Below are 16287 nucleotides of genomic sequence, written 5' to 3'. Positions count from 1 at the left end.
TTTAATATTGTGGAATCAATAACATTAATCAATCAAAAATGAATCAATCAAAACCATCCAATCACCAGTTAAAAATTATACTCACTGGAATTTTACTCTTCCTTATACAAGTAGGACATTCTCAAGTAGAGAAGAATTCTGAATTATTAAGAACAATCATTTCAAAAGACAGTTTGCTTTTTAATGTAGGTTTCAACACTTGTGACATCAGTCAGTTTGAAAACTTATTAAGTGAAAAATTTGAATTTTATCACGACAAAGACAGTATTTCTAACAAAAGACAATTTCTTAATGCTTTCCGAAATGGGTTATGTTCTTCCCCAACAACCTTCCAATCAAGAAGAGAATTATTGCCTGAAAGCACTGCAATCTACCCTCTTTACAAAAAAGAAAAACTTTATGGAGCCATCCAAATTGGAATTCATCAGTTTTATGAAAAAATAGAAAATAAAAAAGAAGCATTTGGAAGTTCTGCGAAATTCACTCATCTATGGCTTTTAGAAAATGGGGCTTGGAAGCTAACAAGATCTTTAAGTTACGATCATCAAATTAAATTGCTTGATACGACAATATCATCCCTATTTGATAATGAAAGTGAAATTGAAAAATGGCTTATAGAAAATAAAGTTCCAACTTTAGGAATTGGAGTAATTAACGATGGAAAACTACAACAAATTAAAGTATTTGGAGAATTAAAAAAAGGAGTCCGTGCACCTTATAACACAATATTTAACGTTGCTTCTTTAACAAAACCTGTTACAGTAATGGTAACTTTAAAGTTAGTTAGCTTAGGAAAATGGGATTTGGACGAACCAATTTACCGTTATTGGATCGACCCAGATATTGCAAAAGATGTAAATCTCAAAAAACTGACAACAAGACATATTTTAAGCCATCAAACGGGTTTTTCAAATTGGCGTGGAAACAATAAAGACGGAAAACTACATTTTAATTTTGAACCAGGAACAAAATATCAATATTCTGGTGAAGGGTTAGAGTATTTGCGAAAAGCATTAGAAACTAAGTTTCACAAAACACTCGATCAATTGGCAAATGAATTAATTTTCAAACCGTTACAGATGAATGACACTGAGTTTTTTTGGAGCAAAAAAACCGACGAAAGTAGATTTGCAATTGGTTACAATAACAAAGGGATCGCCTATGAAACCACAAAAAACAAAACCACTAACGCAGCAGACGACTTACTTACAACGATTGAAGATTACGGAAAATTTTTGGTGAGCGTTATGAAAAGTGAAGGATTATCCCAAAAAGTTTCTGATGATATGATGACCAATCAAGTAGAAACCAAAAACGGAAAATATTTTGGATTAGGTTTTGAAATTTATGATCTTGGAAATGATCAAATCGTCCTTTCACATGGTGGTTCAGACAAAGGAGTACAAACCATTTTTTTTCTATTTCCTAAATCAAAAAAAGGATTGCTCATTTTCACAAATGTAGATGATGGTTATAAAGTTTATGAAAAATTACTAACTCATTATTTAGGCGAAAACGGAAAAAAAATAATTGAAATAGAAACAAAAAAATAAATATGCCTTACAACAGTGACAAGGGAAAAAATTAATTAAAAAAGCTGTAGTCACCGTTGAAAAATTTGCCACTGAATTTTTCTCGGTACTCGGCAATAAAACAACCGAATTAAACCAGAATTTAACATCATTACTCGAACAGAAATAAAAAAACATACGATTACCAATTAGTAAACGAGACACCCACCCCAACGGTGGTCTGATTGTAATTGTAATCGATTAGTGTTTCTCCGTATCCTGAAAACGCCTGAACATGTCCGCGTAAAAGACCTTTGATAGGAAAGATATAATTTAGCTGAATACTTCCTCTATCCAAACGAGTGAAGGGATGTGTAATTACAGAATAAAATTGTTGTCTTTTGTAAGTATAGAATACATTAAGTTCACCGTCTCCAATATAACTGGTTATTGCAGGGTTTTCATCATCTTCTATCCCATCCCCTTCATTTATACGAACCCAAGGTCTTAACGAAATAACCCAATTGTCTTTTTTGTAGGTAACATCAAAGATAATTCGGCTCCAACTTCTAGAGAGCGGAAAATTTCCTCCGTTTGACTGATGATTAAAAGCAACTCCAATTGATTCTAAATATCCATTAAAAAAATTAGCTTTTAATGGATATTTAAAAATCAGTTCCGGTTCATAATTAATTTCCCGAAAAACACGTGACAAATCAGCATTATATATTTGCCCATGGGCAACTTGTGTATAGGCTATCCAAAGATCACCTTTTCCATTAATGATTGATTGTAATACTTTTGATTTGAGACTAAATTGAAATTCTAATTCAACGTCATCATAATTAACCGGTTCAGTAGCAGAATAAAGAGGATTCTCACTTTGAGGCATTTTATTGACATTGTTAGTAACTCTAGTTGGTGTAAAATAATTCGATTTATATAACGCCAACCTAAAAGTCCCCATTTTATCAATAGAATCAAGCTCCCATCGTTGGGAATACGTTTGATAAATAATGTCCTTACCATTAAAAGCAGCTTGGCCATATGTCATACATATCCTTAGCAAAAGAATAATTGAAAGAATTGCTGTTTTCATGGTATTCTAATTACACCATCTAAGTTAGTGATTTTACATTTACAATACATTAAAAACTAAACAGTTGCCACAAAATAGCATCACTTTTAGTTCTCCTCACTTAAGATATTTCAGTATCTTTAACATTAGGTAACTTTTAATATCGATTCTATGAAAAAGATACTACTATTTTTCTTTTTTCAATTGCTGATCATTTCTTTTACTAATGCTCAAGAGGCTCGAGAAATAGTTAAAAAAGCAGATGAAAAAGCCAAGGGAAAAACCTCTGTTGCCAATATCACTATCCAAACCATACGCCCCGGATGGTCACGGGAAATGATCATGAAAGCTTGGACAAAAGGCAATGATTGGAGCTTGATTTTGGTTTTGGCTCCAGCCAAAGAAAAAGGCGTGGTGTTTTTAAAACGACAAAAAGAAGTTTGGAACTGGATTCCCTCTATCGAACGAAATATCAAAATGCCTCCGTCAATGATGAGTCAGAGCTGGATGGGAACCGATTTTACCAATGACGACCTCGTTAAAGAAGCCTCGATTTTAGAAGACTACAACCATTCCTTTCTCAAAGAAACTACCATTGACGGAAGACCTTGCTATACCATTCAATTGACACCCAAACCCAAATCGGCTGTGGTCTGGGGAAAAATTATCATGGCAATAGACAAAAAAGATTTCATGACACTTCATGTCGAATATTTTGACGAAGATGGTTCCCTGATAAACACCATGCATTGCAGCGACATAAAAATGTTGGGAGGCCGATTATTGCCCGGTAAAATGGAAATGACTCCCGCAAATAAAAAGGGAAACAAAACCATAATGCTTTATAACTCGCTAGTTTTTGACACACCCATAAACGATTCCTATTTTACCACACAAAACATGACCAAAGCAAAATGATTCTCAAACTGATCTGGAGAAACCTTTGGCGCAACAGCCGACGAACGCTCATTACTGTGGCATCAATTGCTTTTGCAGTTTTGTTTGCCATCTTGATGAAGTCTTTCCAGAATGGGGTTTTCAAGAATTTGATCAAGAATGTGGTGGGCTACTATTCCGGTTATGTTCAAATTCACCAAAAAGGATATTGGGACGAACAGGTTCTGGATAATAGCTTCGTTGTCGAAAGTTCTCTAATCCCGCAACTCCAACAAAATGCCAATATAAAAGTAATCGTTCCCCGACTGGAAACTTTCGTCTTGGCCTCCAAAGGAAACACTTCCAAAGGTTGCCTGCTCGTAGGTACTGATCCAGTGAATGAAAACAAACTGACGCATCTCAAAGATAAATTAATAAAAGGAAGCTATTTTGAAAATAACGAAGAAGCAGTTCTCCTTGCCGAAGGAATGGCCAAACGTCTTGAAGTAAGTGTTAATGACACCATTGTACTTTTCGGACAGGGTTTTCATGGTGTAATGGCGGCAGGAAAATATAAAATAAAAGGGATTATTCATCTGGCTGCTCCGGCAATGAATGACAGTTTTGTGTACTTACCTTTGGGCGCAACCCAATATTTTCTGGGTGCCGAAAATAGACTTACCTCCATTTCTTTAGGAATTGACGACTCAAAAAATACTAATGCTATTGCAAAAAAAGTAAAATCTAGAATCGGACAAAAATACGAAGTAATGCCTTGGCAAGAATTGATGCCTGAAATCTCCAATCATATCAAAGCCGATAGTTTTTCCTTTTATGTCTTTTCGGGAATTTTGTATATCATCATTGGTTTTGGACTTTTCGGAACCGTATTGATGATGACAGCCGAACGAAAATACGAATTTGGAATGCTTATCGCTATTGGAATGAAAAAATCAAAATTAGAATTGGTTTTACTGGGAGAAACTTTGTTTATCACCCTTTTTGGTGTGATTTTGGGAATAGTACTCAGTTTACCATTAGTAATTTACCTAAAAGAAAATCCCATCCGTTTTGGTGGTCAAATGGCAAAAGCCTACGAGCAATTCGGTTTTGAAGCCCTCTTCCCTACTGATTTTGACCCCAATATTTTTATAACCCAATCGCTTATTGTTTTGGCAATGGCAGTACTTATCGGCTTATATCCACTTTGGCACGTAAGCGGTTTAGATCCAGTCAAAACCATGAAAAAATAATTCGTTTTTAAAAAATAGAATCATGTTAATCAAAATCGCCAGCAGGAATATTTGGAGGAGCAAAAAACGCAGCCTCATCATTATCACAGCCGTAACCATTGGCTTGTGGGCAGGAATTTTTATGATGGCATTTTACAACGGCATGATTGAACAACGCGTAAATACAGCCATTACCAGCGAACTATCGCATATACAATTGCACCATCCCGAGTTCAGAAAAGAGTACGAACTGAAATACCATTTGCCGAAAGGCAGAAAAATGCTCGAGTTCATTTCCAAAGACAGTACCACAAAAGCCATTTCTGGACGCATTGTTATCAAAGGGATGATTGCTTCGGCCTCAGGAAGTGGAGGCATTACGATTAATGCGGTGATGCCTAATGAGGAACAAGCGCTTACCAATCTTAAAGGAAAAATCATTAAGGGGAATTATTTCAATCCTCAAAAAGCAAACGAAATCATCCTAAGCGACAAGCTCCGCAAAAAACTAAATCTCAATCTCAACAAAAAAGCCATTCTGACATTTCAAAACAAGGAAGGCAATCTGGCCTCTGGGGCTTTCCGGATTACCGCCATTTATAAAACCGTAAATACTCCTTATGACGACAGCAATGTTTTTGTAAAAATAACCGACATTGATTCACTCTCGGGAATTCCAAACGAAATCAACGAAATCGCCGTCCTCCTCAAATCAAGCCAAATACTTGATGAAAGCAAAAAAAGACTTCAACAAAAATTCCCAAAAACAGAAATACAAAACTGGAAAGAAATTTCACCAGAGCTAGGATATACAGTTGCTGTTGGCAACCAAATGGTGTTTATTTTCATGGGAATCATTCTACTGGCACTCGCTTTCGGGATTGTCAATACGATGATGATGGCAGTATTAGAACGAACTAGGGAAATAGGAATGTTACTAGCACTGGGAATGAACAAAATCAAAATATTCATGATGATTGTCCTTGAAACTTTTTTTCTGATTTTGGCGGGATGTCCCTTTGGAATACTGCTCGCCTTTGCTTCCATTGGCATCAGCCAAAGAACAGGAATCGACTTTAGCGAATTCTCTGAGGTGTATTCGAGTTTTGGATACAGTTCCGTCATTTATCCAAGTTTAACAGCAAATCAGTTTGGAAACATCATGTTATTGGTAGTAATAACGGCTTTGTTTTCGGCTTTATTTCCGGCAAAGAGGGCATTGAAATTAAATCCTGCGGAATCATTAAAAAAATAATTATCATGCGAGAAACAGTAATCGATGCACACAATCTGTCGAAAATATACGACGAAAAAACCATTCCGGTCTATGCGCTAAACAAAGTGCATCTTCATATTTCGCGTGGTGAATTTACCGCTATTAAAGGTCCTTCGGGATCGGGAAAAACCACTTTATTGAACATGATTGGGGGGCTAGACATTCCGTCAGAAGGTTTTGTCGAAATCAACGGAACCAACATTACGAATCTAAAAGGAAATGAACTGATTGACTTTCGACTCAACAACATTGGGTTCGTGTTTCAATCTTACAATCTGATTCCGGTGCTTACCGCCAAAGAAAACATTGAGTTCATCATGCTGTTGCAAAAACGCCCCAAAAAGGAAACTGATCAACGGGTTTTGGAATTGCTCAAACAGATTGGGCTAGAAGACAAAGTCAACAAAAGACCTCGTGAATTATCCGGTGGTCAACAACAACGTGTGGCCGTAGCGAGAGCTTTGGCTCCAAAACCACAATTCATCCTTGCAGACGAGCCTACAGCAAATCTAGACTCTGTTTCGGCAGAAAAACTTCTTGACATGATGCTCAAGCTCAATCAAGAGGAAAACATGACTTTCGTATTTTCGACTCATGATGAAAGGGTAATCAATCGAGCCCGAAGAGTCATCACTCTCGAAGATGGGAAAATAGTCTCCGATACCGCTCCGACTCCCGTAACCCAAGAGCAAACCGAAACAAAATAGAAATTGTGAAAATTGTCAATCTCATCCTAATCCTGATTTTCGGCTTCTTCTCCCCTGCTCTTTTTGGGCAATCCGAAGAAACAAAAACGCCGTTCATGGAACTGAAAGGGTATGTAAAAGACATGCAAAGTACCTATTTCATAAAAGGAGTTGATGAAAGTATTTCGTCGAACCTGATTCACAACAGGATGAACTTCAAATTCAACATAGCCTCAAAATTCAGTGGAAGAATCGAAATACGCAACCGGATTTTCATTGGAGAACTCATCAAACAGTTTCCTGATTTTGGTCAAACCATCAATCGTTATGATGGTTTATTTGATCTTTCTTATCTCTGGATTGACGAGGAATCAGTCGTGGCACAATCAGTAATTGATCGGTTATTACTGGAATATTCAGATGAGAAATGGGATATTACCCTCGGCCGTCAACGCATCAATTGGGGCATCACCAACGTGTGGAATCCCAACGACATTTTTAACGCCTTTAACTATTTGGATTTCGATTATGAAGAGCGTCCAGGTAGTGATGCCATCAGAATTCAACACAATATCAACAGCAGTTCGTCCTGTGAACTAGCCTATAAACCCGGAAAAACCAAAGACGAAAACACTGCTGGGTTCCTGTATAAATTCAATAATTGGCAATATGATTTCCAATTTTTGGGAGGGATATACCACACTGATTACGTTATTGGCGGAGGCTGGGCTGGAAGCATCAAAGACATGGGTTTCAAAGGTGAAATGAGTTATTTCATCCCCATGAAAAACACTTTGGATTCAGCCGAAACCTTCAACTTTTCAATCATGGCCGACAGAACGTTCAAGAACGACTGGTATCTTTCGATTACGACTTTATACAACAGCAACCCCACGAATACCTTTGCCGTAAACGGAGGTTTTTACAACTCTAATATCTCGGCCAAATTCTTGTTTCCGTTCCGTTACAATTTTCAAGCAACGGTCATGAAAACCATTACACCCATTACCACATTCAACTTTTCGTTCGTCTATTCACCCGAAAAAAATACGCTCATCCTCATCCCAACTTACTCGTGGAATGTGGCTACCAATTTCGATTTGGATTTCATCGTTCAATCCTACTCTGCAGAACAAGCAAACGCCTACCAAAACCTCTTGACGGAAATACATGTGCGAGGAAGATGGAGTTTTTGAGAAATAAAAAACAACGAAATCACTATAAACAAGTACTTTATAGAATTAAAAAAAATATATAACTTTAGCCTTCTATTATTCTTTTATACTTTTTAAACAAAAAAAATGAGCCTTTTAATTAAAATAGACAAGGATTTTCCCAATAAGCAAATCACAATCATCAGTAAATTCAAGGCATCCAAAGATAAAATTTGGAACGCCTTTACCAATCCAGAAATTACGGATAAATGGTGGGCACCCAAGCCTTATCAGACCATTACGAAACAAGCCGATTTTAAAAATGGTGGACAATGGCTGTATTACATGCTCTCTCCCGAAGGCGAGAAACATTGGTGTTACGCCGAATTTAAAAACATAAACCCGATGGAATCCTATGAAGCTACCGATGCTTTTTGCGATGAGGACGGAAAGATAAACATGGACTTTCCGAGAATGAATTGGAAAAACACTTTTCAGGAAGAAAACGGAACAACCGAAGTAACCAACGTGATTACATTCTCTCAGGAAGAAGATATGAAACAAATTCTTGAGATGGGTTTTGAAGAAGGTTATACAATGGGGTTGAATCAATTGAACGACTTACTAAATCAATAAACACAACCCGTTGGGTGTAATTCTGTTTAAATAAAAAATAAACCACATAGATACATAGATCTAGAACTAGTAATTAAAGAAAGAATAGAAAATAGCACTATTTTTCACATAGATTGACTATGTGAAAAGTAAAACATCTATCAAACTCTTTTCAAAAGCTATAAATTCTATGCTTCTATGTGGTAAAAAAACAATTACACCCAACGGGTTAAACACAATCTCATATCATAGAAAAACCCCCGGATTTATTAAATTCGGGGCTTTTGGCTTAATTACTAATTGGTTTTCAATTATCTCAACTGGGTAGTATCTACTCTTGTTGGAGCATCTTTTCCGCCTATAATACTAGACGAACTTAGTGCAATAGCCTTAATTATTTCGGTCATGTTATCAATATCCAACGTTTCTATTTCATCATCGGCGGTATGATAATTAGCCTCGCTATCCATTTTTGAAGTCGAAATAGTGTGTGCAGGAACTCCAAGTTTAGCCAAAGTAGCATTATCCGAACGATAAAATAATTGTTGTTCTGGATACGGATCCGGATAGAATTTGAAAGCGGTTCCCTCTAAGTTTCTTTGCAATATGGCTCCCATGTTCGTTTTTTCATATCCTGTAATATAGGCTGAGTTCTTACCCCATTTGGATTCGGTTCCGATCATCTCCAAATTGAACATGGCAATCACTTTTTCTGGAGCCATTTGTTTAGAGAAAAATTTGGCTCCATAACCACCCAATTCTTCGGCTACGAATGTGGTAAAAATGATGGTACGCTCATTGTTGTTTAACTTTTTAAAATAGTCCGCCAATATAATTACTGCCGTAGTTCCGGCTGCATCATCATTGGCGCCATTATAAATAGAATCGGTTGCATTATGAGGCATTCCTTCTACTGGAGCTCCAACACCAAGATGATCATAATGACCAGAAAAAATCACATACTCATCAGGTTTGCTTTTTCCTGGCAATATCCCAACCACATTATTCAACGCTTTTTTTGAAATTGTATTTTTAAGATCTATAGAAAAAGTAGTGGCTTCTGAAACTCCAAAAACAAATAGAACCGTATTCTCTTTTGGATCTGCAGTAATTCTGTCGATATGCTTAATATCGGCTAAAACAGCATTAAAAGAGGCGTCAACCAAGACCAATACACTTTTTGTACCGTTGTAATATTCATTAAACTTTTGGCCTATATTATCTCCTTTGTTAATTTTAACAACCGAAATATCGTTTTTCTCCGTCAAAGAAACTTGGAGTTGATAAGAGAATGCAACAACTTTAGTGTTGTCTATTTCTTTGCCATCGATAGTGATTTTTGAAGTAACCGCTTTTGATTCCGTCATAGAAAACTCCTGTCTGAAATTGGGAGCTCCATTAAAAGTTTGCAATCCAATTCTCTTAAATTCCGATTCAATAAAAGCCGATGCTTTATCTATCCCTGGAGTAAAGGTTCTTCTACCTTGCATATCATCTGCAGAGAGTATTTTTTCTATTCGAGTCACTTCTTTTGGAGCAATGATTTTGTCAATGGATTGCCCTTTAACGGCACAACTAAAACCTAAACTAAGATAAAAAAAACCTAAAACACTTTTTTTCATATTTTACTTTTATTAAAAACTAGATTCATTAGTATGACAAGAATTATAACGTTTTGTTACACTTTAAGCACAAGTATTGTTTTTAAAATCTTAACCAGTTGGGCGCAATCGTCATCCAAAAATAATCATAAAAAAAATCTAAAAACAAAATTGCTTTTAGATTTTTTAATTCTATTCAATAAAATCGTATGTAACCAAATTAACTATTCAATTGGCAAAATAAGCGTAGAAGTAATTGCCTCCAAAACCTGAAAAGCAGTTTCTGCCATTTTATTTCCTTTGGTATCCAAAAGTGGGTTTACCTCAACAAATTCAATACAAACCACTTTTTTGGACTTAATAATTTGGTTGATAATTTCAATAATTTCAAACTGATCAAATCCTCTTGGAACCGGAGTACCCGTACCGTAAGAAATCAAATCACAATCCATCGAATCTACATCAAAAGATATATATAGTATATCACAATGTGCCAAATTTATTAAAGCTTCAGAAACACAGGTTTCCAGACCTCGATAGCGTATTTCATCAACTTTATAATTCTTGATGTGCAATTTTTCTATTTGCTTATCCTCTGCTTTTTCTGTATCACGAACACCAAAATACACTAAATCATTACCCGAAATTTTTGGTCCCGGATACCCAATATTTTTCATTTCTTCCCAATGCTGTTCCGTTTCTGTCGCTACTTCATTGATTTGGTAATCTAAATTATCCTCACCTAGAACTCCTGCCAATGGCATACCATGAATATTCCCTGAAGGTGATGTGTATGGTGAATGTAAATCGGCATGGGCATCAATCCAAATAACTCCTAAAGTTTGATCGGGATAAGCCGCTTTTATTCCGCTGATAGTTCCCAAAGCCGAAGAATGATCTCCAGACAAAACAATCGGAAAAAAATTAGCTTCCAAATTTTTCTTTACAGAATGAGCAACTCTTGTACATTGTTCTACAACATGTTCTATCCTTTTAGCAAACGAATTTCGGTCTTTGTCGTATATGGATTCGTTGTGGGTTTTTACATCCTCAAAATCATATTCGTTAAAGTAGTCACTGTTCTGATTAATAGCTGCAATTTCTATCGCATCAATTCCCATATCAGAACCACGCGTACCTGCACCAATATCAGACCTGTTCTTTATTAATTTTATCGCCCGTTCCATCATAACTTTATTTGAAATCATTTAACGCTTTTTCAATAATAGTAAGACATTCTTGGATTTGAACTTCCGTGATTACTAATGGTGGCGCCAAACGGATTTTGTTACCGTGTGTTGGTTTAGCCAATAATCCATAATCTCTAAAACGCAAACAAATATCCCAAGCTAAATCTGAATCTTCTCCACAATTAATAACAATGGCATTCAATAAACCTTTACCACGTACCAAAGTGATTAATGGATTTCTTTCGGCAATTTCGTTAAGTCCTTTTCTCAAAAGAATTCCAAGACGTTCTGCATTTTCAGCCAAATTTTCCTCACGTACTACTTCAAGAGCAGCAATCGCAACCGCTGCTGCAACTGGATTTCCACCAAAAGTAGAACCATGCTGTCCCGGCTTGATGACATTCATAATAGTATCATTTGCCAAAACTGCCGAAATAGGATAAACTCCCCCAGAAATTGCTTTACCTAAAATAAGAATATCTGGTTGCACATTTTCGTGGTGTACAGCCAATAACTTTCCTGTTCTTGCAATTCCTGTTTGTACTTCATCGGCAATAAATAACGCATTGTGTTGCTCACAAAGTGCTTTGGCTTTCGCCAAATAACCTTCGGTAGGAACATAAACTCCAGCTTCTCCTTGAATAGGTTCTACCAAAAATCCCGCAATATTTTTTGTTGATTTTAATACATTTTCTAAAGCCTCGATATCATCATAAGGAATTTTTATAAATCCTGCCGTGAATGGACCAAAACTTTTACGCGCCGTTTCATCATTAGAGAATGAAATAATGGTAGTCGTTCTTCCGTGAAAATTATTCTCGCAAACAATAATTTGCGCTTGATCTTCTGGGATTCCTTTTACTTCATAAGCCCATTTTCTACACAATTTCAAAGCGGTTTCTACAGCTTCAGCACCAGTATTCATGGGCAACACTTTGTCAAAACCAAAATACTTGGTTACATATTCCTCATAAACGCCTAATTGGTCGTTATAAAACGCACGCGATGTCAATGTCAATGTTTGAGCTTGTTTTACCATAGCACCAACAATTTTTGGATGGCAATGTCCTTGATTTACGGCAGAATATGCCGACAGGAAATCATAATATTTTTTCCCGTCTACATCCCAAACATATACTCCTTCTCCCCTATCTAATACAACAGGTAGCGGGTGATAATTATGGGCTCCGTATTTGTTTTCTTTTTCAATTAAAACTTCTGATTTTGAAGAAAGTTTTTCTGTTGTATGTGTCATAATTAGATGTTTTTAAATAGTTACTAGACAAAAGTAATCAAAATTTCTATTCAAAAGCATAAATATGTGTTTTTTGACTTAATTTTAACCATATTTAAACATAATTAATTTAATAAAACTTAAAAAAAAGTAATTTTTAAAATTTTATTATTTGATTTTATGAATCCATTTAAACATAAATAAAAAACAATTACTTTTATAACTTCAAAAAAAGTGATTTTAACTTAAATAGACCCAAAAATGGAAATATTAGATGAATTCGACATTAATATAATCAAGGAATTAGAAAAAGACGGAAGAATGGCCTTTTCTGCAATTGCGAGTAATCTTAAGATATCCAATACTATGGTGCATCAACGCATCAATCGCTTAATCGAGCAAGGAATTATAACGGGAATTAAGCCTACTCTAAATGAAAAGAAGATCGGCTATGACTGGGGTGCTTTCACTGGAATTACACTAAAAAAAGACCATGATTCCGAAAGAGTGATTGAAGCTTTGAAAAATATTCCTGAAATTACGGAATGTTATTTTATTACAGGTCAGTACACTCTTTATATAAAAATGATTGCAAAGGATCACGAGCACATGAGAAAACTACTTTATGAGCAAATTGATAACATCCCTGGGATTGCCAAAACGGATTCGCTAATTGAATTGGGTTGTGCTTTCAAACGTAATGTTAGTCTTTAATTCAATAATTTAATATCACTAAATATGCACAATCACAAAAACTATTTACAATTTGGAATTCTTTTTATCTGTATCAGTTTTAATGTGTTTGCACAAAATCCAGATACTAAAGAAATTACCAGACTTAAAAAGTTAACCCAAGAAGTTACAATTATCCGTGATAATTGGGGAATTGCTCACGTTTATGGCAAAACAGATGCTGATGCTGTTTTCGGAATGCTATATGCACAATGCGAAGACGATTTCAAGAGAGTTGAAATGAATTACATTGACAAACTAGGACGCCTTGCCGAAGTAAAAGGCCAATCTGTTTTATACAATGACCTAGAAACTCGTTTATTAATTGATGCCAATGAAGCCAAAACCGATTACAAAAATGCAGCTCCATGGTTAAAAAAATTATTAAACAGTTATGCTGACGGAATAAACTATTATTTATACAAACATCCAGAAGTGAAGCCCTTAATGCTAACCCATTTTGAGCCTTGGTTTCCTTTACTTTGGACAGACGGTAGCATCGGAGCAATAAGCACAGCTGACCTATCAAACTCAGAATTAAAATCCTTTTACGGAAGTGATGACAAATTTGCTTATGTCGAAAAAATAAAAGACATGCAAACAGGTTCTAACGGTTTTGCCATCGCTCCATCAAAAACAGCCAGCGGTAATGCTATTTTATACATCAATCCGCATACTTCTTTTTATTTCAGACCTGAAATACAAATCAATAGCGAAGAAGGCTTGAATGCCTATGGAGCGGTAACTTGGGGACAATTTTTTATTTATCAGGGATTTAATGAAAATTGTGGTTGGATGCACACTTCGTCTAATGTGGATGTAGCCGATATGTATGCCGAAAAAATAGTCACTAAAAACAAAAAACTTTTTTATGAATACGACACCAAATTATATCCAGTAATAGAAAAGAAAATTACCATCAGTTATCTAAAAAACGGCAAATTAATCCCAAAAACGTTTACCACTTATTTCACCAATAAAGGCCCAATTATGGCCAAAAGAGACGGAAAATGGATTAGTTTAAAATCCAAAAATCGTTCTATGAAAAGCCTGGAACAAAGTTGGATACGCACAAAATCTAAAAACTTTGACGACTATAAAAAAGCAATGGAATTGAAAGCCAACACCTCAAACAATACGGTTTATGCTGACAATAAAGGAAATATTGCCTACTGGCATGGGAATTTTATTCCTATTCGGGATAAAAATTTAAATTGGTCCAAAGTGATGGATGGGACTACATCAACAACACAATGGAAAGGCTTGCACAATCCGTCTGAAACGGTACATCTTTTCAATCCAACAAATGGTTGGTTACAAAACTGCAATTCAACTCCATACAGTGTTGCAGGATCCAATAGTCCGAAAGAAGAAAATTACCTACCGTATATGGCTCCAGACGGGGAAAATTATAGAGGCATAAATGCCGTTCGTGTTTTAAGCAAAGGAAAAGAGTACACACTAGACAAAGTTATTGCCGACGGATATGATTCTAAACTTTCTATTTTTGAAGTTTTGATTCCAGCTTTGGTGACTAGTTTTAAAAAAAACATCCAACCCGAAAATCCACTTTATAACGAGTTAATAGAACCCATTACAGTGTTAAAAAATTGGGACTATTATGCCAATGAAAAATCAATAGCCACTACTTTGGCCAATGAATGGGGATACAAACTAAATCCTATTACTCAAAAAGTTTATATCGACGAAGGGGAAATGGATCAAGTAGAAAACACCATTCAATTTGCCAAAAATGCAACTGCAGATCAAATGATTCCCCAATTGCAAACTGTAATAAACGAATTAAAAACTAAATTCGGAACCTGGCAAATACTCTGGGGAGAACTCAACAGATTTCAACGTACCTCTGGCGATATCGATTTAACTTTTAATGACACTCTCGAAAGTTTACCTATTGGAAACGGATCGGCACTTTGGGGAAGTTTACCCGCATACAAAAGTGGGTATCAAAATGGTACCAAGAAAAGATACGGTTACAACGGAAACAGCTTTGTATGTGCCGTTGAATTTGGACCCAAAATAAAAGCCAAATCACTTTTGGCTGGAGGAAACAGCGGTGATCCAAAATCTAAACACTTTATGGATCAAGCAAAAATGTATCAAAAAGGAGAATTCAAAGACGTCTTATTTTATAAAGAAGATATCGATAAAAATGCCGAACGCACTTACCATCCTGGAGAATAATAGATAAAAACCATTAAATTTATAATTTTAGAGAACCTTGAAAGAAGTAACTTTCGAGGTTTTTTTATATCATTATTATTCTGATATTTGTAAAAACAAAGCCATGAAAAATTTAAAATTCATATTTTTTGGAATAGTATTATTTGGTAGTCAATTATTTGCGCAATTAAAACCGGTACAATACAAAGATGAGGCACAAATTTTAAATGGTTATAAAATAGCTCCTGTAAATAAAAGCGTTGAAAAACCAGGAATTCTGATTCTTCCCGCTTGGAGAGGCATTGACAAACTCTCTAAAGACACTGCTGACAAACTTTCAAAAATGGGATATTATACCTTCATAGCCGATATTTATGGTGAAGGAAATTATCCAAAAGACAACAATGAGGCTGGTAATAAGGCTGGTTTTTACAAAAAAACTTCGAAGCTTATCAAAAGCGAATTTCCTTAGCTCTACAACAATTAATTGCCGCTGGTGCCAATCCAGATAACATTGTAGCTATTGGCTATTGTTTTGGAGGCACAGGAGCACTTGAAGCCGCTCGTGGACATCTAAAAGTAAAAGGAGTTGTGTCTTTTCATGGAAGTTTGACTAAAGACCATTTACGACCAGTAGAACCTATCAATACCAAAGTTTTGATCTGTCACGGAGCCGATGATCCGTATGAATCTACCGAAGAAATTTTAACATTTCAAAAAGAAATGCGGGATACAAAAGCCGATTGGCAAATGATTTATTATGCAAATGCCGTTCATTCTTTTACCAATCCAGAAGCAGGGAATGACAATTCTAAAGGAGCTGCCTACAATGAAAAAGCAGACAAACGTTCTTTTGAGCACTTGAAACTATTCTTGAATGAAGTTTTGAAAAAATAACAAATTAAATATTCCAATCCC

13 protein-coding genes and 1 pseudogene are annotated in these 16287 nt (G+C 35.7%); 10 read left to right on the top strand and 4 right to left on the bottom strand.

The window, feature by feature from the left end:
- Window positions 1-38 precede the first annotated feature (38 nt).
- Window positions 39-1553, top strand: a complete 1515-nt coding sequence (locus DB891_RS12585) for a serine hydrolase (RefSeq protein WP_116763932.1) — start codon at window positions 39-41, stop codon at window positions 1551-1553.
- 160 nt (window positions 1554-1713) lie between these two features.
- On the opposite strand, the gene DB891_RS12580 is transcribed toward DB891_RS12585, so the two are convergent.
- Window positions 1714-2610: a phospholipase A gene (locus tag DB891_RS12580; protein ID WP_223256102.1), complete on the bottom strand. Its 897-nt coding sequence runs from the start codon at window positions 2608-2610 to the stop codon at window positions 1714-1716.
- Between the two features lie 150 nt (window positions 2611-2760).
- Here DB891_RS12580 and DB891_RS12575 point away from each other — a divergent pair, with 150 nt between their 5' ends.
- The 6 genes from DB891_RS12575 (at window position 2761) to DB891_RS12550 (ending at window position 8449) form a co-directional block, all read left to right on the top strand.
- On the top strand, window positions 2761-3507 hold the full coding sequence (locus DB891_RS12575) for an outer membrane lipoprotein-sorting protein (protein ID WP_116763930.1): 747 nt from the start codon (window positions 2761-2763) through the stop codon (window positions 3505-3507).
- Complete coding sequence (locus tag DB891_RS12570) at window positions 3504-4718, top strand: ABC transporter permease (RefSeq protein ID WP_116763929.1); 1215 nt, start codon at window positions 3504-3506, stop codon at window positions 4716-4718. The genes DB891_RS12575 and DB891_RS12570 overlap by 4 nt, the downstream gene beginning before the upstream one ends.
- A gap of 22 nt (window positions 4719-4740) precedes the next feature.
- The gene (locus DB891_RS12565; RefSeq protein WP_116763928.1) at window positions 4741-5952 is read left to right on the top strand and encodes an ABC transporter permease; all 1212 of its coding nucleotides are present in this window, start codon (window positions 4741-4743) and stop codon (window positions 5950-5952) included.
- Window positions 5953-5957: 5 nt separating this feature from the next.
- Window positions 5958-6680, top strand: a complete 723-nt coding sequence (locus tag DB891_RS12560) for an ABC transporter ATP-binding protein (protein WP_116763927.1) — start codon at window positions 5958-5960, stop codon at window positions 6678-6680.
- 95 nt (window positions 6681-6775) lie between these two features.
- Entirely contained in the window at window positions 6776-7855 is a 1080-nt protein-coding gene (locus tag DB891_RS12555; protein WP_116763926.1) for a hypothetical protein, read from the top strand.
- 105 nt (window positions 7856-7960) lie between these two features.
- A complete protein-coding gene (locus DB891_RS12550; RefSeq protein ID WP_116763925.1) occupies window positions 7961-8449 on the top strand; it encodes an SRPBCC family protein in 489 nt (162 codons plus the stop codon).
- A gap of 290 nt (window positions 8450-8739) precedes the next feature.
- Here DB891_RS12550 and DB891_RS12545 read toward each other — a convergent pair whose 3' ends face one another.
- The 3 genes from DB891_RS12545 to rocD all read right to left on the bottom strand — a co-directional run bounded on the left by DB891_RS12545 (window position 8740) and on the right by rocD (window position 12474).
- Window positions 8740-10050, bottom strand: coding sequence for a M28 family metallopeptidase (locus DB891_RS12545; RefSeq protein ID WP_116763924.1), 1311 nt, complete (start codon window positions 10048-10050; stop codon window positions 8740-8742).
- Window positions 10051-10253: 203 nt separating this feature from the next.
- Window positions 10254-11237 (bottom strand): arginase, encoded by a 984-nt coding sequence (gene rocF / locus DB891_RS12540; protein ID WP_223256101.1) that lies wholly within the window; start codon window positions 11235-11237, stop codon window positions 10254-10256.
- Window positions 11224-12474 carry an ornithine--oxo-acid transaminase gene (gene rocD / locus DB891_RS12535; RefSeq protein ID WP_116763923.1) on the bottom strand — a complete coding sequence of 417 codons (1251 nt, stop codon included), beginning with the start codon at window positions 12472-12474 and terminating at the stop codon, window positions 11224-11226. Before rocD ends, rocF begins: the two co-directional genes overlap by 14 nt.
- A gap of 240 nt (window positions 12475-12714) precedes the next feature.
- Between rocD and DB891_RS12530 the strand changes: the two genes are divergently transcribed.
- The 3 genes and pseudogenes from DB891_RS12530 (at window position 12715) to DB891_RS12520 (ending at window position 16266) form a co-directional block, all read left to right on the top strand.
- The gene (locus tag DB891_RS12530; RefSeq protein WP_116763922.1) at window positions 12715-13167 is read left to right on the top strand and encodes an Lrp/AsnC family transcriptional regulator; all 453 of its coding nucleotides are present in this window, start codon (window positions 12715-12717) and stop codon (window positions 13165-13167) included.
- A gap of 24 nt (window positions 13168-13191) precedes the next feature.
- Entirely contained in the window at window positions 13192-15390 is a 2199-nt protein-coding gene (locus DB891_RS12525; protein ID WP_116763921.1) for a penicillin acylase family protein, read from the top strand.
- Window positions 15391-15493: 103 nt separating this feature from the next.
- Window positions 15494-16266 (top strand): annotated as a pseudogene (locus DB891_RS12520) (dienelactone hydrolase family protein).
- Window positions 16267-16287 lie beyond the last annotated feature (21 nt).

Origin of the sequence: Flavobacterium laiguense (assembly GCF_003097655.1) — a bacterium.
GTDB lineage: Bacteria > Bacteroidota > Bacteroidia > Flavobacteriales > Flavobacteriaceae > Flavobacterium > Flavobacterium laiguense.
Note: the sequence above shows the minus strand (reverse complement) of the source record. Positions and strands in the feature narration are given on the sequence as shown.

What these genes read in the sequence shown, in the direction of transcription:
- DB891_RS12525 (WP_116763921.1), top strand. Translation starts at nt 13,192, where the DNA reads ATGCACAATCACAAAAACTATTTACAATTTGGAATTCTTTTTATCTGT.
- DB891_RS12570 (WP_116763929.1), top strand. Translation starts at nt 3,504, where the DNA reads ATGATTCTCAAACTGATCTGGAGAAACCTTTGGCGCAACAGCCGACGA.
- DB891_RS12555 (WP_116763926.1), top strand. Translation starts at nt 6,776, where the DNA reads ATGGAACTGAAAGGGTATGTAAAAGACATGCAAAGTACCTATTTCATA.
- rocF (WP_223256101.1), bottom strand. Translation starts at nt 11,237, where the DNA reads ATGATTTCAAATAAAGTTATGATGGAACGGGCGATAAAATTAATAAAG.
- DB891_RS12585 (WP_116763932.1), top strand. Translation starts at nt 39, where the DNA reads ATGAATCAATCAAAACCATCCAATCACCAGTTAAAAATTATACTCACT.
- DB891_RS12545 (WP_116763924.1), bottom strand. Translation starts at nt 10,050, where the DNA reads ATGAAAAAAAGTGTTTTAGGTTTTTTTTATCTTAGTTTAGGTTTTAGT.
- DB891_RS12530 (WP_116763922.1), top strand. Translation starts at nt 12,715, where the DNA reads ATGGAAATATTAGATGAATTCGACATTAATATAATCAAGGAATTAGAA.
- DB891_RS12565 (WP_116763928.1), top strand. Translation starts at nt 4,741, where the DNA reads ATGTTAATCAAAATCGCCAGCAGGAATATTTGGAGGAGCAAAAAACGC.
- DB891_RS12580 (WP_223256102.1), bottom strand. Translation starts at nt 2,610, where the DNA reads ATGAAAACAGCAATTCTTTCAATTATTCTTTTGCTAAGGATATGTATG.
- DB891_RS12560 (WP_116763927.1), top strand. Translation starts at nt 5,958, where the DNA reads ATGCGAGAAACAGTAATCGATGCACACAATCTGTCGAAAATATACGAC.
- DB891_RS12575 (WP_116763930.1), top strand. Translation starts at nt 2,761, where the DNA reads ATGAAAAAGATACTACTATTTTTCTTTTTTCAATTGCTGATCATTTCT.
- rocD (WP_116763923.1), bottom strand. Translation starts at nt 12,474, where the DNA reads ATGACACATACAACAGAAAAACTTTCTTCAAAATCAGAAGTTTTAATT.
- DB891_RS12550 (WP_116763925.1), top strand. Translation starts at nt 7,961, where the DNA reads ATGAGCCTTTTAATTAAAATAGACAAGGATTTTCCCAATAAGCAAATC.